Raw genomic sequence first — 19,828 nt, forward strand, 5'->3', positions numbered from 1 at the left:
TATGTTTAGTGTAATTAATTTAGATAAAATATCCATAAATATAATATAACATTTAAAAATGTGGAAATATCCCTTTTTAAAATGAAACCGGTTCATTTCCTGTCTAACTTTAAAAGAGAGGAGGTAATGCCTTATAATAAAGAGAAAGAATATTTAGTTTTTTAAAAATGTGGTAGGTGCAAACGGGAGGCGTAAAATGTTAGTTAAATCAAATGAACAATTGCTAGTTGTATTAGATAATTTATTACGTGAACCGCAAAATTTTTGGGATGGATTTTATGATCAAACATTTAAAAATGTACCTTTTTTTGTTAATAAACCGGATGAAAATCTAGTAAGCTATTTTGAAAAAAAGGTGATTCAGCCAAATAGAGTTTTAGAGTTAGGTTGTGGCGCAGGACGAAATGCCATTTACTTAGCAAAACAAGGCTGTTCAGTTGTTGGTGTCGACTTATCGGTTAATGCATTGCAATGGGCGCAAAAAAAGGTTGATGAAGCAGACGTAAATGTAGATTTCATTTGTGCTAATATTTTTGAACTGAATCTACAAGAAGAGAGCTTTGATTTTATTTATGATTCAGGTTGTTTTCATCATATAGCACCTCATCGTCGTGTGACGTATATTGAATTGATTCATAAATTATTAAAGCCTAATGGTTACTTCGCTTTATGCTCATTTGAGGAACATGGTGCATATGGTGGTTCAGCCATCTCAGATGAAGAAGTATATATAAAACGTAGTTTAGAAGGCGGATTAGGGTATACCAAAAATCAACTAAAAGAAATATTTCAATCATTAGAAGAAATTGAAATACGGAAAATGATAGCCATATCTGATGAAGATCAATATTTCGGTTTAGAAGGATTTTTAGTAGGTTTATTTAAAAAAGAATTAACGGGGAGGTAAGCTTGTGCGAGTTAAGGTTCAACTTTCCGAATATAATCCACATTGGGAACAACAATATGCAGTTGAACAAAACAAAATTGGAAAAGCTTTAGGTAATAGTGCTATTCGTATTGAGCATATTGGAAGTACATCGATAAAGGGACTAAAAGCGAAACCGATTATTGATATTCTTGTTGGTGTACAGAGTTTAGATGAAGTGCCGACCTTCATAGACTCTCTAAGTGAAATTGACTATGAATATGTTCCGAAACTAGAGTTTAAGGATAGAAGATTTTTTAGAAAGGGATTGTGGGGTCAGAGAACAATCCATTTACATATTTGTGAATATAACAGTCATGAATGGATTGAAAAATTACTTTTCCGTGATTATCTAAGATCACACCCTCAACTAGCAAATGAATATGCAGTATTAAAAAATCAATTAGCGTCTAAATATCGATTCGATCGATCGACATATACAAAGGAAAAAGAGCTGTTTATCCAAATGATTATCCAAAAAGCTAAGATGTTGTGAATAAAAGGCTTTGAGATTAGGCATTACGATTAATTGTTTAAAGAGCAGGATGAAAGAAAGCACTCCTTCTAAATAGTTGCTTACAGTTTTTAGTTTAAATACATCGCAATATTTCTTTATAAAATACCCAAAAAGTTGGATTTTGACTCTAACTTTTCGGGTGTAGCACCTTTGTCACGGACTCATTTTGTATTTTGCCTTCAACCGTTTTGTATTATAGTATTCATCTTTGCCTTAGATTAAAATTAGTTTACTGCTTAGTAACTTCAAGATGTAAATAATTAGTAGGCTCAATTAAATAACCTAAATTTCGTGTTACTGTAGTTTGTACTTTAGGTTTATCTACTGTATATGCCTTCCAATCACTTTTTATATCATAGTATATACCTTTGATATAAAAATCTATCTGATAGGTACCAGGTTTTGTGATGTTTGTTTCTGATTTTGTGCCTTGAGTCATTGTAACTGTTGATGATTTACTATAGCCATATTCAAATTTATAATCTATCTCACTAATAAATTTAGCTCCGCCTTGTAGACGAAGTGAATTACTTATATTATGAGAAGATGATGCAGACTTAGTTATTGTACGCTCCCATGTATATTTGTAATTAGTACCAGAAGGTATTGTTACAGATGTATTAAAAAAGTGCTTATGTTTATTTACCCATCCTAAGTTTTTAAATGATAGAGTGTTGGGAACATAGCCATCTTTTACATATACAATTGTCGATGATCTTGGTTGATTTATATTTTCTGTTTTTTCAGTTTCTTCAACTTCTAAATCACCCTTCACGATTTCACCATCAATGGTAATTGAATCTGGGTTTATTATGTCTTCAGCTTTGACTATCCCACTATTCATAAATAAAGTTAACCCAAATATAAGTGTAAGGAGCGAAATAAAGCTGAATTTTTTTTCTAGTTTCATTATATATCCTCTCCATTTCTAGTTTAGATAGGTACTTAAGGCATCTACAAATTGGGCTGTTTCACTCAATGTAAAAACTTCTTGATTTGTTAAGTTATTAGAGATACCAAGTACGGATATTGCAAAACCATTTCCCAAAAAACTGTACTGTGCAACCTCTGATGAAGGATAATTATCATGATAGGTTTTAGATAAATCACCACTTTGAGGATTAAATAAATTCTCTGTATAATAAATACTGTGTTCCCATGTATTATTAGATTTGCTTGCAGCCGCGGTAATACTTAAAATTATAACTACACCTTTTTCTGGATTTTTATAAACATACTTTTTATTTCTCTGATAGAGGCCTTGTTTACCTAAGCTTTCATCGTTACCTGTAATACTATCTGGTACAACGACAATATCCCCTTTTTCACCTAATATTTCCTCATAACCTGGAAAAGTAAATTCATCAGTAATTTTCTCATTCATTTTATTAAAACTAGAAAAATCAAATTCTTCATTGAAGAAATCATTATTTGAACTTCCATCAGCATCTGATTTTGAATAATAAATTAAAAGGGATATTAAAAATACTACTGCAATAGTGAGAGTTAATATTGTTTTTCTCATGTAATCACACCCCTACAATTATCCAGATGAAAGATAGAATTGATAGTAAATTCATATTTGTTTCACCTCCCTTTTCTTAAATATAAACGAAAAACTTTGTAATTTAACAAAATATTCTGAATAGAATATTGGGGGGGTGGGTAGCGAGAAAACTATTTAAAATTGTATCTAAAGTACATTTTCAAATTATGAATAAAAATCTAATACAAGCTCACTAACAAGTACAAGATCTAAACAACCGCTAAGCCATTTATATTTCTCTAATAATCAAAACCATATAAGAAAAACTCGATTTCAAACTTGAAATTGAGTTGAAGATTGAATATAACTTTACGTTGTATGAATGGGAAGCTAATATTGATACTCTTAAGTCATCATATTCCTGCAATAATCCAGATAAATGATAATAAATTAATGTTTTCTCGTTAGATATAAAGGGTAAATACTAAAATACTCAGAAGTATTCTACATATGACAATATTATGCGAGGTGAATATAATGAATAGGGGGAAAACTTTAAAAGAAATTCGAAAAAATAAAGGGTTTAGTCAACTAATCCTGTCAAAGGAGATTGTATCTCAAAGTACATATTCAAAATATGAGGCAGGTAGAATTGATATAGAAGTTGAAAAATATATTAAATTATTAAATAAATTAAATATTTCCCTAGAAGAGTTTGAATATATTCATAATGAGCGTATTTACCGAAAGAAAAAAGATATTGTACAACAGTTTTTTTTGCTAAATCACAATGATATAGAAAAGTTAACCCTCTTAAAAGTTAAAACAGCTGAATATTTACAAATTGAAAATGATTTAGAAATTAAAGAAATTCGACTTATTTGTGAAGCTCTCATACAATTAAATCTAGAAAATATTAATGAAGCAAAAGAGATTATTAAGCCCATTTGGGAGCGTATTTCAAAATATGATCAGTGGTATTTGAGTGATATTCGTTTGATCAACACGGTTTTATTTCTATTTCCGGTAGATATAGCAATAGAATTTACAGAAAATGTCCTAAAAAGATTAAACAAATATAATAGTTTTAGAGATACAGATTTATTAAAATCTGCGTTTAATATAAATTTGTCACTGTTAGTAATAATGAGCGGAGATTATTCTACAGCCCTTTCTATTATTAATGATTCATTAAGTCAGTATAAAAGAAAAATGAATTACTATATACTAGCTCTACATTTTTCAAGAAAAGCTATTTGTCATTTTCATCTTGGCTACAAAGACTCAGCAATTTTCTTAGAGAAAGCCTTTCAACTCTTAAGACTATATGAAGACGAAGAATATTTTGAAAGAATTCAATTAGAATTTATTAAATATACAACGGTTCATGATCAAGAATTAAAATAATAATTAGCCTATAATAGGTGCAATTCTTCGTTTTGAAGGATTGCATTTTTTTGCGAGTCAGACCATACCACTAGGAAGGGAAAAACCTTATACTGTGGACCTTTTGAGTGAGATAAAGTTATGCAAAAATAAAGCAAGGGGGGTCAAGGAAGTGTTTAATGATTTTAAGCTTATCAATGATCGTCCGGTTTATATTCAATTAAAAGATTATTTGAAAGAAAAGATTATGAAGGGACACTTGCTGGAGCATCAGAAGCTTCCATCTACCCGTGAATTTAGTAAATTATTATCGGTCAGTAGAAATACGGTACTGAATGCATATGCAGATTTAGAGCAAGAGGGCATTATTTATGCTGTGAAAGGAAAAGGGAATTTTGTAGGGAAAGTCAAAACGTTGAAAGCTTCATCTGTAGAATTTAATTGGAAGGAGAGGCTTAATAACGTTACTTTGTTAGCGGATGAATTAGATTTAATGAAGCAAGATATTCACTGGGAAAAAGGGATGATTTCCTTCAATAGTGTTGCCCCCGAAGAAAAGCTTTTTGATGTTGAAAATTTTAAAAGAGCCTTTTTGACCCGGATGTCCCTTGAAGGAGATGTCGTGTTGAATTACGGATACGCAAAGGGCTATAAACCTTTAATCGAGTACCTTCTTCACTATATGGAAGTGAAAGGTGTAGATATCTCCAATAAGGATATTTTGATTACGAATGGCTTTACCGAGGGATTGGATATTTTATTATCTTCCTTAGCGAAAAAATCCGGACGTGTTCTTTGCGAAAATCCTACTCATCATGCAGCATTAAAGCTTTTTCGCTTACATGGATTTGACATCCACGGAATCGACATGAAAGATGACGGTATCGATATCGAACAAGTTGAGAAAAGCTTATCGGAAAAGGAATTCGATTTTGCCTACTTAATCCCGTCCTATCATAATCCGACAGGCATTGTTACATCCTCTGAAAAAAGAGCTGAAATTATTAGGCTTTTTTCACAATATCAAATTCCAATTGTTGAGGATGGCTTTAACGAGGAATTACGATATTCAGGCTCGCATTTAGCACCGCTAATGACTTTTATCGGTGAGGGCAACAATGTTATTTATATCAGTAGCTTTTCTAAAATTCTTTTTCCTGGCTTACGTGTTGGATGGATATTAGCAGATAAAGAACTTATCCACTGTTTGGAAAGTATGAAAAGAGCTCGTACTATTCATACATCAACATTAGATCAGGCTGTGCTTTATCAATATTTACAGGATGGTTATTTTGAAAAATACTTGAAAAAAGCTAAGTTCGTATATAAGAAAAAATATGAACTAGCCTGTCAAGCGTGCAATCAATACATTCCTTTTAAAAGAATGACAGGAGATGGTGGACTTCATCTCTTTATTGAGCTAGAAGAAGGAATGAATGCTCGTACACTATTGAAGAAGTGCTATCAAAGGGGAGTTGTTTTTTATCCTGGTGACGTTTTTTACAGCAATGGTGAAGGCAGTAACACATTTCGACTAGGATTTTCGCGGCTAAAAGAAGAGGATATTGTGCGTGGTATTAAGATTATTGGTGATACCTTGAAAAATGAAATGGGGAGTTGAACATATGAAAGTTGGCGTTATTATGGGGGGCGTTTCCTCTGAAAAGCAGGTCTCTATCATGACAGGGGATGAGATGATTGCTCATTTAGATAAGAGTAAATACGAAGCCATAGCTATTAAATTAAATGAAAATAACACGGCAGAGCTTATTGAAAAGGTAAAAGATATCGATATTGCGTTATTAGCACTACATGGCAAGTTTGGAGAGGATGGCACAATTCAAGGTGTACTAGAGACTATGGGTGTTCCATATACAGGTAGTGGTATACTTTCAAGCAGTATTTGTATGGATAAAAATATTTCGAAAAAAATTCTACGTTATGATGGCATTGAAACACCTGATTGGCTCCATCTTTCGAATAGCGAGGAGCTTCAGTTAGATGAATTAGATAAAATGGGGTATCCGTTAGTAGTTAAGCCTAATTCGGGTGGTTCCAGTGTAGGGGTAAAAATAGTAAACGATAAGGATGCCTTACTAACAGCAGTTGCGGAAGTATTCAAATGGGATGCAGAAATCATTATTGAAAAATATATAGAGGGTGAAGAGATAACATGCGCCATTTTGGACGGGGAGCTATTACCGGTTATTTCAATTCGCCATACAGCGCAGTTCTTTGACTATAAAGCGAAATATGAGGATGCCGCTACGATAGAGGAGGTTGTAGAACTTCCACCTACCATACATGAACGAGTTGCCGAAGCAGTGAAAGGTTGCTATAAAGCATTAAAGTGTAGTGTTTATGCCCGAATCGATATGATGATCAAGGATGGAATCCCATATGTCATGGAGGTAAACACATTGCCTGGGATGACAAAAAACAGCTTACTGCCGAAAAGTGCATCCTCGGCAGGAATTACTTATACAAAACTTTTAGATAGGATAATTGAAACTTCCCTACAGGTTAGGGGAGATGGGGATCATTGAAGTATGAGTAGCTAAAAGTTCAATAAAAAAACACCTTTATGTTGATAAGGATTAAACCCATTTTCAACAAAAGGTGTTTTCTCAGTTTCTTAATTACGCCTTAGATAATTCAATAAATCCATGTCCAAAGACATCTCGTACATCGTGAATAGCAATAAAAGCATCCGAGTCTATTTCTTTGACGATTTTCTTCAGTTTTACAACTTCTTGTTTACTAATGACAATATACAGAATTTCTTTTTGCTCCTTCGTATAATAACCATGACCTGATAGGACCGTCACGCCTCGATTCATAAAACCATTCACATGACTGGCAATCTCTTCTGGTTTTTTCGAAATAATCGTAACTGCTTTTTTGGGGTTTACACCTTCAATAACAAATTCCATTACCTTTGTTCCAATATAGAGCATAATTATAGTAAGCATTAATGCTTCTGCCCCAATAATAAAATAAGATGAAAAAGCAACAATTAAATCAAAAAACAATAAACCATAACTAATACTCCAGCCTAAATATTTGTTTGTCATTCTAGCTAAGATTGTTGAACCTGCTGTTGTTCCACCAACTCTTATGATTAAGCCTATGCCAACTCCAGCGAACACTCCACCAAAAATAGTATTCACGATAATTTCATTTGAAGAAATCGACCACGATTCTGTTAAATGTAAAAACAGTGAATGAAGGGATACTGCAATAATCGTATAAATAGTCGTTTGTCTACTTAAAAATTTATAGCCAACTACTAATAAAGCTGCGTTTAACACAAGGCTCACAATACTTGGCGACCATCCAAATAAATAATAGGAGATGATTGTTACACCTGTTACGCCACCTTCACCTAAATCATTAGGTATAACAAATAAGTTTACAGCTAGTGCAAAAAGCAGTGCTCCGACCGTAATCATTAAAAAATCCATACTGAACTTCTTCATATATACACCACCAAAACAAATTGATTATTTCCTAAATACATACTATATCAAGTTCTAGTCATTTTATATACTTTTTGGAATGTTCGTTTGTGATAAATCTATAATTGTTAGTATGTCCTTTATCAGGGGGAATATCGAATTGAAGAAAATGTTTACAAGGCTAGTGTTAAACATACCTCACGAAGTGCATTTCTTCATTTTGGAGAATCATACCTTATTTTATACTACGTTTTCAAAATATAACCTTACTAATGGCGAATAAAAAACTGTGTGAGAATAGTAAAGAAGGAAATGGGGAAATTCTAGAAAGAGTTTAACTTCTTTCAGCAAATGTTTTTGTGCTGAGCATAATTGATAAAAGGATGATGATTAATAATGAATACTAATGTAATTACCAAATTAAAAATCCATAATCCTGCCAGTGAGGTATTTGAAGCTATTGTATCTCCAGATAAAATCGGGAACTTTTGGTTCTCAAGTAGTTCAGATAGATGGGAAAAGGGGAAAAACCTTACTTTAAAATATGATGAGTATAAAGCAGAGGTTGTTATTACTGTGCTTGATATCGAGATAAATAGGACTATTGTGTTTACTTGGGGAGAAGAACATGGGAACGGAACGGTGGTTACAATTACACTTACAGGCGAGGATTCAAATACAGTTATTAAAGTAGTTGAATCAGGACTAAAGGAAGAAAACCCGGACGTAATAGCAAAAATGATGGAACAAAAAGAAGGCTGGGTGTATACATTAACTTGCTTAAAGGGGTATTTAGAAAACGGAATAACTACTTTAAGAGCATCGTTAATTCATTAAGAGAATTTTGATATATAGACCCTTTGTAACAAGTAAATTCCTTAAAGCTATTGGTAGTTCAAAGTGTTATGATGTTTGCAATTGAAGTACATTCCCTTAGCAAGTTGCATAGGATATTCTTATAATGTGTGAGGGGATTGAGAAAATGTACTACATTCCTTATTACGGAAACATGCCTATGTATAACTACGGAGATCAGCTTGTTTATTGGACACCTCCTTATCAGATAGGGTATGCGAACAGCGCGGAACCTTCTCGTTTTTCCAATGATGGAAGTATTGAATTAAAAGATTATGGAGCTCAGCCACTTGTCATCAATCTTGAAAATGCGGCTAAGCAAAATGATACGTATCGTACGGCTCTTTGGACAGGAAAGAACTTACAGATTACTTTAATGAGTATAAATGTTGGTGATAATATCGGGTTAGAAGTACACCCAAATGTTGACCAATTTTTATATATTGAACAGGGTGAGGGGTATGCTCAGATGGGCCCAAGTAAAAGTAATTTAAACTATGAAAAAAAGGTCTATGAAAATAATGCTGTAGTAGTGCCTGCTGGAACATGGCATAACGTCACAAATACAGGAAATGTACCACTAAAGCTTTATTCGATATACGCTCCTCCTAACCATCCATTTGGTACAGTACATGTTACGAAAGCTGATGCTATGGCCTCGGAAGCAGGTTACGGTCAGGGCAATAAATAATCAATTTTAGATAAAAGCTTTTTCCTCGATAATACAAACATAAAACTAAAAAAGACAACTCCTACTTAGAGAAGTTGTCTTTTTTGTCGTCGTTTAAATGAAATATATATAGATAATAAGCCATTCAATGTTAAAAGAGTAACTACTATTATAGTCAAAAATGCAATATCAGGAGCAAAATATCTAATAGTGCGCCAAGGTGTTTCTGTTTTATAGCTTAATAATGGAATTGAGATAATGGCCAAAACTAAAAGTATAAAACCGAATATACGCGACACGCCTCTTTTATTAACTTTTTTAGCTTTAACTTTTATTAAAAGATAAATAAACATCACGAAAAGTAAACATATTATAGCAATTATTATGACTTGAAATGTTGGCTTATATTTAGGTGCGTCAACGGGCTCTTTTCCATTTAAAATATCTATAATCCCTTGTTTCAAGTATAGAAGTGACTTTTCCTCAAATATATGATTTTTGTTAGTGAGAATCACACCGCCCCAATCGGTTTCTGGTATATAAAATACTTCTGAGCGTGCGTCAGGATTTGAACCAGAATGCCAAATCATTTCTTCTTTAGATTCTGGATAGGAGATGCGTACACCAAGGCCGTAATATCGATATTTACTAGTTTGAATAAAAGGCGATATATAAAGGTTCATCACATTTTTACTTAAAAAATTGTTATGCTTATGCTGACTAAGGAGTCTAATGTACTGCACCAAATCTGATGCACTTGCCGTTATATATCCATACGGTGTCCCTCCATTATCATAGGTGACTGTGCTTTTTACAGGATGACCAAGCCATGATTGATAGCCAGATAAGTATCCTTTTTCATAGGCCATGCTACTATTAGCGGCTGCATTTTTCATCCCTAATGGAGAAAAAACTTGTTCCTCCATATATTCAGAAAATGTTTGATTGGTCACTTCTTCGATGAGAGCGCCAAGAATAGAAAAGTTAGCATTACTATACTGATGCTTTTCTCCTGGTGCAGCAGTCAGCTTATCATTCGATAAACTTTCTACATTTTCCTTTATAGCACTCAAATCATTAGATTCATTGTCTGATATAGATAAACCTGAATAAGTGCTTATCCCACTTGTTTGGGTAAGTAAATGTTTAATTGTTATTTGGGAAGCGGCTTGTTTATCTTTCAGAGTAAACCATGGCATATACTTTTGAACGGGATCATCTAATTGAATGATACCTGCATCAACCAATCTCATGATGCCTAAGCCTGTTAATGATTTACTAATAGAGCCGGTTGCAAATGGAGTTTCAGTAGTTACTTTTTCTTCAGATTCTCCTGTTACGCCCCACGATTTGGAGTAAAAGATATCATTTTTATGAACAATAGCAATAGATGCCCCTGGAATACGCTGCTCCTTCAAATAGTTTTCAACGTAATTGTCTATAGTACTCTTCATGTCTTTTTCTGCGGCGGAAATTTGCGAGACTGGTAGAAATAGATTGAACGGAATTAATAATAAACATACTAATATAGCTTTATATATGGGGATTGTTTTCATTTTTGTTTTCACCTATTTCCTTTATAAGTTTTCCCTTCATAATTTCATAGTCATGAACTTTAATCCATGAAGTAAATTTAACAAAAATATAGCCTATCACCAAAGCGTGTGGTTGATTTCCGTTCCGACTGGGCGCTTTGTTGCTGTCGCTTCGCTTTCGCACAGATAAAACATTTGTAGCTGCCGCTTTGCTTTCGCTACAGAAAACATTTGCCGCTGTCGCTTCGCTGCGCTCCAATCAACTTATATACATGATAAACATTTTAACAAATGTCGTCCCTGTCTTTTGGTGATTAACCAAAAAAATACACTTCTTTAAAGTATATGATATTTGTTGTGAATACTATTCGAAAAACATAGAATTTAAAAGCAACGTATCATTGTACACTACTTAATCTAACCCCACGTTATAGAAATGAGCCCTATTTTATTCATTGGAGGATGGTATGAATGGAATATAAACTTTTAGGAGATGAAGTTGAAGATTTAGTGGAGTTATTAACTCAAAACAAGTGGATTTATCATACTGATCAATATGTGAAAGAGGAATCCGTTCGAGAAGGGTATGCAGAAGGATACTATCACAGCGATCGCGAAACGCATTGGATAATTGATAATGAAGAAAAGGTCGGGATTATGATCATTCATGACATAAGTGATACGATCCCATTATTCGATATCCGTTTAGATACACGCTTTAGAGGAAAAGGATACGGAGTAAAAACACTCCTTTGGTTACAAGATTACCTGTTTGGAGAAAAAGATAAGATTCGTATCGAGGGTTATACGAGAGTTGATAATATCGGTATGAGAAAATGTTTTGCGAAAGCAGGTTTTGTAAAAGAGGGCTATTTAAGAAATGCTTGGGAAAATGCAGATGGTACTGTAACAGATAGTATCGTTTATGGTGCAATCAAAGAAGATTGGATTTTAGGTAGAACAACACCTATTAAAATCGATGACATACCATTTTGAATACAAATATTGATAAAAGGGCGCTGAGGAATGTATACAGAAAATGATCTATTAAGAGCTTTTAAAAAATCCTGGTCCATTCAATCTAGCTCGAAATGGAGTATAGATAATCCTACAAAAGGACAATGCGGAGTCACTGCATTAGTTGTAAATGATATTCTCGGAGGCAAAAGTTTATTTCTACATCTTAAAAGTTAATCACCAAAAGTTGAGGATGACGTATGTATTTTATAAAAAGTTGATTGTAGTGGAGGCTGGGCGACTCCTTGGGGCTCATCGGACGCCCCCGGGAAAGCGCCCAGTCGGAACGGAAATCAACCCACGTTATAGTGAGGAGCCATATTAATTTTTACACACTGAAGCGGAGATGCTGTTATCAAGCATCTCTGCTTTTTTTAAAACTTAAACAAACTTGTTGACGTAAATTAAACCATCGTGTTATTATTATCTCGAATTCAAGATAACTAAATTCAAGATAAATGAATTCGAACCTTTTAACCCATGTGAAAGTTTAACTTTTTACATCATAAGGAGGTAATCATAATGGGTTTTTTAAATAAATTATTTGCTTCAAAAAAAGAGGAGGAAAAAACAATGGCAGAATTAAATATCGGGATTATTATCGGATCAACACGTGAAGGTCGTGTAAGTCCACAAGTAGCACAATGGGTAAAAGAAATCGCAGATCAACGTGGAGATGCAAACTATACAATTATTGATATCGCAGATTACAAATTACCTTTACTAGGTGAACCAGGGCAAGACGCTTCAGGCGCTCAAGCTTGGTCAGAAATTGTTGCAAAACAAGATGGATTTGTATTCATCGTACAAGAGTACAATCACTCTATTACAGGTGCTCTAAAAAATGCACTAGATTATTTACGTGAAGAATGGAATAACAAAGCTGCAGGTATTGTTTCTTATGGTTCTGTAGGTGGTGCACGAGCAGCTGAACATTTACGTGGTATTATGGGCGAACTTTTAATTGCAGATGTACGTGTACATCCAGCATTGTCACTATTCACAGACTTTGAAAATGGTACTGATTTTAAACCAAAAGCGATGCAAACAGATTCTGTTAACCAAATGTTAGACCAACTAATTCCTTGGTCAAAAGCTTTATATACAATTCGTTAATCCTGTTTAAAGATTGAGGTAGAACGTTATTGGGTAAAGTATAGGTGTGAAAATACATTAGTCACGAAAGGTCTTGTTAACATGAAAAAACATACTGCGGGTATTCACCATATCACAGCCATTGTAGGGCATCCACAAGAAAATATTGATTTTTATGCTGGTGTATTAGGCTTGCGTTTAGTTAAACAGACGGTAAATTTCGATGATCCTGGCACATATCATCTTTACTTTGGTAACAAAGGTGGTAAACCTGGTACAATTATTACATTCTTTCCATGGGCAAATGCTTATCAAGGTCGTATTGGTGATGGTCAAGTTGGTGTAACCACTTATGTTGTACCAGAAGGAGCGCTTCCATTTTGGATTAATCGTCTTGCAAAATTCACTATTCCATTCCAAAAAGCTGAACGCTTTGGTGAACAAGTAGTACAATTTGATGATCCACACGGACTTCATATTGAATTAGTTGCACGTGCAGCAGGTGAATTGAATGAATGGACATTTGGTGAAGTAACTCCTGAGGTTGCAATTAAAGGATTTGGTGGTGCAACACTGTATTCAAGTCATCCAGAAGAGACAGCAAAGGTCTTAACTGAAGTTATGGGGCTTGAAAAAGTAGCAACAGAAGGCGAGTATACTCGTTACAAATCCAGCGCAGATATTGGCAATACAGTAGATTTAAAAGTTGTTCCTGGTATGCGCGGTCAAATGGGCGTTGGAACAGTTCATCATATTGCCTGGAGAGCACAGGATAATGTGGATCACCTAGAATGGCAAGAGTATGTAATGAATCATGGACAACATGTAACCGAAGTGAAAGATCGTAATTATTTTAATGCGATTTATTTCCGTGAACCTGGTGAGATTTTATTTGAAATTGCGACAGATCCACCTGGATTCGCTCATGATGAGACACCTGAGACAATGGGTAGCCAACTAATGTTACCATCTCAATACGAACAGCATCGTGAACAATTGGAAAGAACATTAATTCCAATCAAAGTGCGTGCGCTTGATTAAAGGAGATGGGACGTTTGATTTCAATTGATCCTAAGAAAAATACGGAACGTGAGAATTATAAGTTATTGATTGGCAGTATTATTCCGAGACCTATTGCCTTTGTTACGACAAAGTCAGAGCAAGGGATTATCAATGGTGCACCTTTTAGTTTTTTTAATATCGTGTCTTCCAATCCACCGATGATTTCTCTAGCCGTTCAAAGACCAAATGGGCGCTTAAAAGATACCGCTCGCCATATCCATCATCAGCAACAATTTGTTGTGCATATTGTAGATGAGGATAATGTTAAGCAGGTGAATGAAACAGCCGCTTCCTTACCTGTAACTGAAAGTGAAATTGATCGAGCACAATTTACATTAATCGATAGCCAACTTATATCTGTACCAGGTATTCAAGAAGCAAGGATTCGAATGGAATGCCGTTTAGTACAAACGATTCCTTTAATGAATGGTGACGAACAGACAGGTGATTTGTTTATTGGTGAAGTCGTACAATATCATATAGATGAGACCATTTATAATGAAGGGCGAATTGATCCAAGAAAACTAAAAGCAGTTAGCAGACTAGCTGGCTCAAATTACGCAAAAATTGGTGATATATTTGAGATAGAACGTCCCGATTAAAAATAAAATGCGAAAATGTTGATATAACAGCATTTTCGCATTTTTTTGTTCTAAACTTATATTAAAATTCTCTCTATATTCACTAAATCTTCGTTTGTTAATAGGACATCAGATGCTTTCACATTGTTGGCCACTTGTTTTTTTTGTTTCCCACCTGGAATAACGGCATCAACGCCATCTTGGGCTAATAACCAAGCAAGCGCTAGATTTGGTAATGTCGTTTGCTTTTCCTCTGCAATTCCTTTTAAAGCTTCTATTTTTACTAATGTTTGTTCAAATAATTCGCCTTGGAATAAAGGATTCGAAATTCGCCAGTCCCCAGTACCTAGCTTAAAGTCTTTTGTATACTTTCCACCAAGTAGGCCATATGCAAGTGGACCGTATGGAATAAATGAAATTTCATTTTTTATACAGTATGGCAATAAATCCTGTTCTCCTGAACGATTTAACATATTGTAAGGAGATTGTAGGACAGAAATTTCATTATGCACATTTGCTTCTATAAGTTGCTCTAATGTTACGTTTGAAATGCCTATTGCTCGGATCTTTCCTTCTTCCTTTAAGCGTGACAATTCACCAATCGCCTCCGCAAGAGGAGTTTCGTTATCAGGGAAGTGTAGATAGTAAAGATCTACATAATCCATTTGTAGTCGTTTCAAGCTACTTTCGAATGCACCACGTAGATAGTGCGGATGATTATCTGTTTTTACTGAACCATCCTCAAACCAATGCCTACCTCCCTTTGTTGCTAAAACGAAATCTTCCCTGGAGTATTTTTTTAATACTTCGCCAACAAGTTCTTCTGAACGCCCTTTTCCATAAATGTCTGCTGTATCAATAAAAGTTATCCCTAAGTCAAGTGCAGCTGAGACTAGTTCCTTCCCATCTTGTTCATTTAAGTTTTCAAATAAGTTATGTCCACCTACAGCATTCGTCCCAAGACCAATTTCGGAAATCTTGATATTTGTTTTTTTAAAAGTATGAAATTTCATATTCCTACCTCCTCGTTGTTCTGTAAACAGAATAGAGTAAAAAAAATATTTTACCAACATACATCGTTAAAGTTTCATATATAGAAACAAGTGCGTTTTAATTGCCAATAAAGGGCCAATAAAAAATTCCCGAAGGTCCTAACATTATGCTAAAAGATAATGAATTTCTTCCGTCAATTGCTGACTTGCCTCGCCTAACTTTTTTGCAAATGACCGAATGGCAGTTTTCTTAATTTGATTCGTCGAACCGTGCAAAGCAATTGCCCCGATGACTTCTTCATTCACATAAAGCGGAACGGCAATACAACATTTACCTTCATTCGTTTCTTCATTATCAACAGCATAACCTTGAGCTTTAATGACCTGTAAATGAGGAATCAATAGACCATAATCATAGAAGGTTTTTGTTGTAAAGGTATTAAGTTCAATACTATTTAATAGTTCACGTTGTTTTTTAGGTGACAGATGAGCTAATACTACTTTTCCTAGCGCGCTTGAATGCATAGGTGTCCGAGTATCGATTGCATGAAAAGCAGGCTGTTCAAAAGGCTCCCTTATTACATTTTTTATCACCATCTCACCATCTTCCAAAATACCAATATAAGTAGTTATTTCTTCTTGGCGGGCTAATTGATATGGCGCTACGAGAGACGCCCATTGGATATCTTTGTGCCAATATAAGTGCTCATCCCTGAAAATATGCGGATTTAATTGATAATACTTATTATATTTAAGAACATAATTCATTTTTTCTAACGTATAAAGCATGCGAAAAACGGACGTCTTATTCATTGATAATTCTTCCATAATTTCAGTTAATGTAAGAGAATGCTTTTGACGTAATATATCTAAAATCAAAAGGCCTTTTTTTAATGTCGATACTTCATAGGAATCCATTTTGTCCTCTCCTAACTTCTATATAGTTTGTACAATATCATCTTTAATATTGTGTTACTAGATTGGGGAATGATTGCAGTTACCTTAATCCTCCTTTAGATATACTTTCTAGAGGAGAATTTTTATGCCCGCGTTTTTTATTTTATTGAAACGATTTACATATTTACAGCATCTAACATATAGAAACAAGAAGGGATGGTGAAAAAATTGCAAGTGAGGTCATTATTGTCAGATGCGAAAAAAGGGAATAATCAAGCGTTCATAGAGCTATTACAGGAAGAAAAAGTAAAACTATATAAGATGGCCTATATTTATATGAAAAATGAAAATGATGCATTAGATGTGGTGCAGGAGACAATAGCAAGGGCGTATGCCAATATCCATACAGTGAAAGAGGAGCAGTATTTTGCCACGTGGCTGATGAGAATTTTGATAAATACAGCATTAGAAATGCTACGTAAAAATCAAAAGATTGTTCCGCTCCTTGAACAACAGCTGGAGCAAGAACAAATTTCAACTAACGATGAAAAGCTAGATTTATTACAAGCCATTGAACAGTTAGAGGAAAAATATAAAACCGTTATTTTATTGAGATACTATCGAGATTTGCAAATAAAAGAAATTGCAGATTTATTAGGTTGTCCAGAGGGGACAGTCAAAACGAATGTGCATAGAGGTATTCAGCAGTTAAAAAAATATCTAAACAAGGAGGGGGAGCTTTATGGAGAACAATATTAAAGAAGTCATAAATAACATTGACGTACCAGTAGAAAAACTTGATCAAGCTATTGAAAAAGGAATGCGCCCAGAAAAGCAAAAAAGCAAAAAAGTCTGGAAAACTGCAATTGTTTCCAGTATAGCGAGCGTAGCTTTGATTTTGGGTTCTGGTTTTATCTCTCCTAAAATGGCAAATGTCCTAGCAGATGTGCCACTTATTGGCTTTATGTATAATATCGTAGAATATGATAAAGGGCTACAAACGGCGCTTTCTGATGAGAATAAGGTGAAATTAAATAAAACAGTAACTAGTAACGGCATAGCCATTACAGTGGAGGAGATTGTATATGATGGTACACGTTTGAATGTGATTTTTTCAATGCCAGAATATATGGATATAGCACCAGGCTTTTTGTATGTTAATGGGAGAGAACTCAATACGGGGGAAAGTTTACGGGTCTTAGAAGATCAAGATGGATTTCGTGGTTTATGGGAATTTCCTATCAACGAAGAATTACCCGATGAATTTGATTTAACGTTAAAATTTTTACAAGTAGGATCAACAGAAGGAGAATGGGTATTCTCTACACCTATCAAAAAAGTAAAAAATGATAGTCATAAATTAGTAGCTGGTCAATCAGGGAAAGTTAATGACATCCCATTTGGTGTAGAAAGTGTGGAGGCTTCAACAACATCGACAAAAATAAAGGTGAAATTTGCTGCTACTATGGATAAATTGTTCTCCGAAAAGGCCGGGGTAGAGGCTACTATAATGGACCAAAACGGAACCCCACTGACAGTGTTGCATCAATCAGGAAGTGGTGATGACAAAAGCACAACTTATATGTACTTAGTAGAGCCTTTAAATAAAAATATTACTGAAATAAAGATTGCTTACTATTTCCGCCCGTTTGGCGCTGAAATTAAAGATGTAATTGTTCCACTTGCTGATACATTACCGCAACGAATCTCACAAGGTGAGATGGGGGATTTGGTTATCACAGATGTGACAAATCAGAGCCAGGAAGCTACGCTGTCTTTCTATGTCGATAGTGATTTTCCTTATAATGAGAATCTAATACCTATTGATGTTAAGTCGGAATCGGGTGAAAGCCTAATCACAGAGTATGCTCATGCAAAAGGACCAAATAAATTTCAAGTGTCTTATCAGACGAATGCTGGGAAACCAATTATTCATATTTTAGAAACACCATATATGGAAGTTGAATCATCAGCTATCGTCACAATTCCAGTAAAATAGTATGATAAAAGTTTTATATAAAAGAATGCGTCGATTAACTCGTTTTCTAGTAACAGATAAATTGCTATAATAATCTAAATGTTGACTCGATTAGAAAAAATAGCTAATATACTGATTATTAGTAAAAATGCATAAATTAGCTTTTTATTGGAAATGGAGTGGTTATTATGGCGGATTTTTTACGAAGGAAGTCGATCGAGCAAGCCAATAAAATAACTGAAGTCGAACGTTTTAAACTAAAGCGTGAACTAGGGTCGTTACAGTTATTGCTGTATGTACTAGGGGCTACAATAGGAGCTGGAATTTTTGTACTGCCAGGAACTACAGCTGCTCTACATGCAGGTCCTGGTGTTGTTGTTTCTTTCTTAATTGGGGGACTTGTAACAATTGCAGTTGGATTAGCCTATGTCGAATTCGCAGCGATGGCACCCGTCGCAGGGAGCGCGTACACCTATTCTTATATTGCGTTAGGTGAAGTTATTGCTTGGATCATCGGTTGGGATTTACTATTGGAATTTATCGTTATTTCTAGTACAGTCGCAGTTGGTTGGAGTGGCTATGTCGATTCATTTTTACAATCTGTGGGTATTCACTTGCCAGGGATTTTAACAAAAGATATTGCTCATGGTGGGGTTGTAAATCTACCTGCTGTGGCTGGTTGGCTTATTGTAGCTTGGATTGCAATGAGCGGGATTAAAAATGTTGGTCGATCAAATATGTTATTTACAATGGCAAAAGTCGGCGCGATTGTCTTATTCCTTGCTATCGGGGCTTTTCACGTTAACCCTGTAAACTGGACACCATTTACACCGTTTGGCTGGTCAGGTGTAATGGCGGGAGCGGCATTAGTGTTCTTTGCCTTTACTGGATTTGATGGTGTAACAACTGTTCTGGAAGAAGTGAAAAATCCACAAAAAACAATACCAAAAGCTTTAATTGGTGGTTTGAGTGTATTAACACTTATTTATGCATTTGTTGCACTAGTATTAACAGGTATCGTACCATTCCCTAAATTGGATGTTCCAAATCCTACAGTGTATGCATTACAATCTGTTGGTATTCAGTGGGGGGGAGCTATCATCGCAGTATCAGTTATTTTTGGATTGCTTGCTACGATGATTGCAAATACAACCAGTGCGACGCGCGTGTTGTTTGCAATGAGCCGTGATGGTCTTCTGCCAGAACGTATTGCACAAACAAATAAAAAAACAGGGGTACCTGTATTATCAACTGTAATTGTGGTTGGAACAGGTATTCTCTTATCAGGATTTTTATCAATCGGAGAATTAGCGGAATTTGCTAACATCGGCGGTTTAACTGCTTTTGCTTTAACAACAGTTAGTGTCGTTGTTC

20 protein-coding genes and 1 pseudogene are annotated in these 19,828 nt (G+C 34.7%); 15 read left to right on the forward strand and 6 right to left on the reverse strand.

Going from position 1 to position 19,828, the window contains the following annotated elements; genetic code table 11:
- Positions 1–196: 196 nt before the first annotated feature.
- Both ACFXN8_RS09430 and ACFXN8_RS09435 read left to right on the forward strand, forming a co-directional pair.
- Entirely contained in the window at positions 197–907 is a 711-nt protein-coding gene (locus tag ACFXN8_RS09430; RefSeq protein WP_386844602.1) for a class I SAM-dependent methyltransferase, read from the forward strand.
- Positions 908–911: 4 nt separating this feature from the next.
- The gene (locus ACFXN8_RS09435) at positions 912–1,421 is read left to right on the forward strand and encodes a GrpB family protein (RefSeq protein ID WP_376076563.1); all 510 of its coding nucleotides are present in this window, start codon (positions 912–914) and stop codon (positions 1,419–1,421) included.
- A 250-nt stretch (positions 1,422–1,671) separates the two neighbouring features.
- On the opposite strand, the gene ACFXN8_RS09440 is transcribed toward ACFXN8_RS09435, so the two are convergent.
- Together ACFXN8_RS09440 and ACFXN8_RS09445 are read right to left on the reverse strand one after the other, a co-directional pair.
- The gene (locus ACFXN8_RS09440) at positions 1,672–2,352 is read right to left on the reverse strand and encodes a hypothetical protein (protein ID WP_376076560.1); all 681 of its coding nucleotides are present in this window, start codon (positions 2,350–2,352) and stop codon (positions 1,672–1,674) included.
- A gap of 18 nt (positions 2,353–2,370) precedes the next feature.
- On the reverse strand, positions 2,371–2,967 hold the full coding sequence (locus ACFXN8_RS09445) for a hypothetical protein (RefSeq protein WP_376076557.1): 597 nt from the start codon (positions 2,965–2,967) through the stop codon (positions 2,371–2,373).
- A gap of 498 nt (positions 2,968–3,465) precedes the next feature.
- Here ACFXN8_RS09445 and ACFXN8_RS09450 point away from each other — a divergent pair, with 498 nt between their 5' ends.
- The 3 genes from ACFXN8_RS09450 (at position 3,466) to ACFXN8_RS09460 (ending at position 6,860) form a co-directional block, all read left to right on the forward strand.
- Complete coding sequence (locus tag ACFXN8_RS09450) at positions 3,466–4,335, forward strand: helix-turn-helix domain-containing protein (RefSeq protein ID WP_386844605.1); 870 nt, start codon at positions 3,466–3,468, stop codon at positions 4,333–4,335.
- A gap of 151 nt (positions 4,336–4,486) precedes the next feature.
- Positions 4,487–5,935: a MocR-like pyridoxine biosynthesis transcription factor PdxR gene (gene pdxR, locus ACFXN8_RS09455; protein WP_386844607.1), complete on the forward strand. Its 1,449-nt coding sequence runs from the start codon at positions 4,487–4,489 to the stop codon at positions 5,933–5,935.
- 4 nt (positions 5,936–5,939) lie between these two features.
- Positions 5,940–6,860: a D-alanine--D-alanine ligase gene (locus ACFXN8_RS09460; protein ID WP_386844609.1), complete on the forward strand. Its 921-nt coding sequence runs from the start codon at positions 5,940–5,942 to the stop codon at positions 6,858–6,860.
- A 93-nt stretch (positions 6,861–6,953) separates the two neighbouring features.
- On the opposite strand, the gene ACFXN8_RS09465 is transcribed toward ACFXN8_RS09460, so the two are convergent.
- Entirely contained in the window at positions 6,954–7,793 is an 840-nt protein-coding gene (locus tag ACFXN8_RS09465) for a YitT family protein (RefSeq protein WP_376077372.1), read from the reverse strand.
- 375 nt (positions 7,794–8,168) lie between these two features.
- Here ACFXN8_RS09465 and ACFXN8_RS09470 point away from each other — a divergent pair, with 375 nt between their 5' ends.
- Both ACFXN8_RS09470 and ACFXN8_RS09475 read left to right on the forward strand, forming a co-directional pair.
- On the forward strand, positions 8,169–8,609 hold the full coding sequence (locus tag ACFXN8_RS09470) for an SRPBCC domain-containing protein (protein ID WP_386844612.1): 441 nt from the start codon (positions 8,169–8,171) through the stop codon (positions 8,607–8,609).
- Between the two features lie 145 nt (positions 8,610–8,754).
- A complete protein-coding gene (locus ACFXN8_RS09475; protein ID WP_376077366.1) occupies positions 8,755–9,318 on the forward strand; it encodes a cupin domain-containing protein in 564 nt (187 codons plus the stop codon).
- A gap of 65 nt (positions 9,319–9,383) precedes the next feature.
- Here the strand turns inward: ACFXN8_RS09475 and ACFXN8_RS09480 are convergent, their stop codons facing one another.
- Positions 9,384–10,853, reverse strand: coding sequence for a serine hydrolase domain-containing protein (locus tag ACFXN8_RS09480; RefSeq protein WP_386844614.1), 1,470 nt, complete (start codon positions 10,851–10,853; stop codon positions 9,384–9,386).
- Positions 10,854–11,303: 450 nt separating this feature from the next.
- Here ACFXN8_RS09480 and ACFXN8_RS09485 point away from each other — a divergent pair, with 450 nt between their 5' ends.
- The 5 genes and pseudogenes from ACFXN8_RS09485 (at position 11,304) to ACFXN8_RS09500 (ending at position 14,608) form a co-directional block, all read left to right on the forward strand.
- Complete coding sequence (locus ACFXN8_RS09485) at positions 11,304–11,828, forward strand: GNAT family N-acetyltransferase (RefSeq protein ID WP_376077364.1); 525 nt, start codon at positions 11,304–11,306, stop codon at positions 11,826–11,828.
- A gap of 30 nt (positions 11,829–11,858) precedes the next feature.
- A pseudogene (locus ACFXN8_RS26520) lies at positions 11,859–11,999 on the forward strand (YunG family protein); the annotation flags it as partial.
- Between the two features lie 372 nt (positions 12,000–12,371).
- The gene (locus tag ACFXN8_RS09490; protein WP_370047422.1) at positions 12,372–12,965 is read left to right on the forward strand and encodes an NADPH-dependent FMN reductase; all 594 of its coding nucleotides are present in this window, start codon (positions 12,372–12,374) and stop codon (positions 12,963–12,965) included.
- 81 nt (positions 12,966–13,046) lie between these two features.
- Positions 13,047–13,985 carry a ring-cleaving dioxygenase gene (locus ACFXN8_RS09495; RefSeq protein WP_376077355.1) on the forward strand — a complete coding sequence of 313 codons (939 nt, stop codon included), beginning with the start codon at positions 13,047–13,049 and terminating at the stop codon, positions 13,983–13,985.
- A gap of 14 nt (positions 13,986–13,999) precedes the next feature.
- Positions 14,000–14,608, forward strand: coding sequence for a flavin reductase family protein (locus ACFXN8_RS09500; protein WP_386844617.1), 609 nt, complete (start codon positions 14,000–14,002; stop codon positions 14,606–14,608).
- Positions 14,609–14,664: 56 nt separating this feature from the next.
- Here the strand turns inward: ACFXN8_RS09500 and ACFXN8_RS09505 are convergent, their stop codons facing one another.
- Together ACFXN8_RS09505 and ACFXN8_RS09510 are read right to left on the reverse strand one after the other, a co-directional pair.
- Positions 14,665–15,600, reverse strand: a complete 936-nt coding sequence (locus ACFXN8_RS09505; protein ID WP_386844619.1) for an aldo/keto reductase — start codon at positions 15,598–15,600, stop codon at positions 14,665–14,667.
- A gap of 144 nt (positions 15,601–15,744) precedes the next feature.
- Positions 15,745–16,497, reverse strand: coding sequence for an IclR family transcriptional regulator (locus ACFXN8_RS09510; RefSeq protein ID WP_376077346.1), 753 nt, complete (start codon positions 16,495–16,497; stop codon positions 15,745–15,747).
- Between the two features lie 195 nt (positions 16,498–16,692).
- On the opposite strand from ACFXN8_RS09510, the gene ACFXN8_RS09515 reads away from it, so the two are divergent.
- The 3 genes from ACFXN8_RS09515 to ACFXN8_RS09525 all read left to right on the forward strand — a co-directional run.
- Positions 16,693–17,235, forward strand: a complete 543-nt coding sequence (locus tag ACFXN8_RS09515; RefSeq protein WP_386844622.1) for a sigma-70 family RNA polymerase sigma factor — start codon at positions 16,693–16,695, stop codon at positions 17,233–17,235.
- Positions 17,219–18,475 (forward strand): DUF4179 domain-containing protein, encoded by a 1,257-nt coding sequence (locus tag ACFXN8_RS09520; RefSeq protein ID WP_386844624.1) that lies wholly within the window; start codon positions 17,219–17,221, stop codon positions 18,473–18,475. The genes ACFXN8_RS09515 and ACFXN8_RS09520 overlap by 17 nt, the downstream gene beginning before the upstream one ends.
- A 167-nt stretch (positions 18,476–18,642) precedes the next feature.
- The coding region (locus ACFXN8_RS09525) for an amino acid permease (RefSeq protein WP_386844626.1) at positions 18,643–19,828 on the forward strand (1,186 nt) is incomplete at its 3' end.

This window comes from Lysinibacillus sp. NPDC059133, from assembly GCF_042755925.1.
Lineage (GTDB): Bacteria > Bacillota > Bacilli > Bacillales_A > Planococcaceae > Lysinibacillus.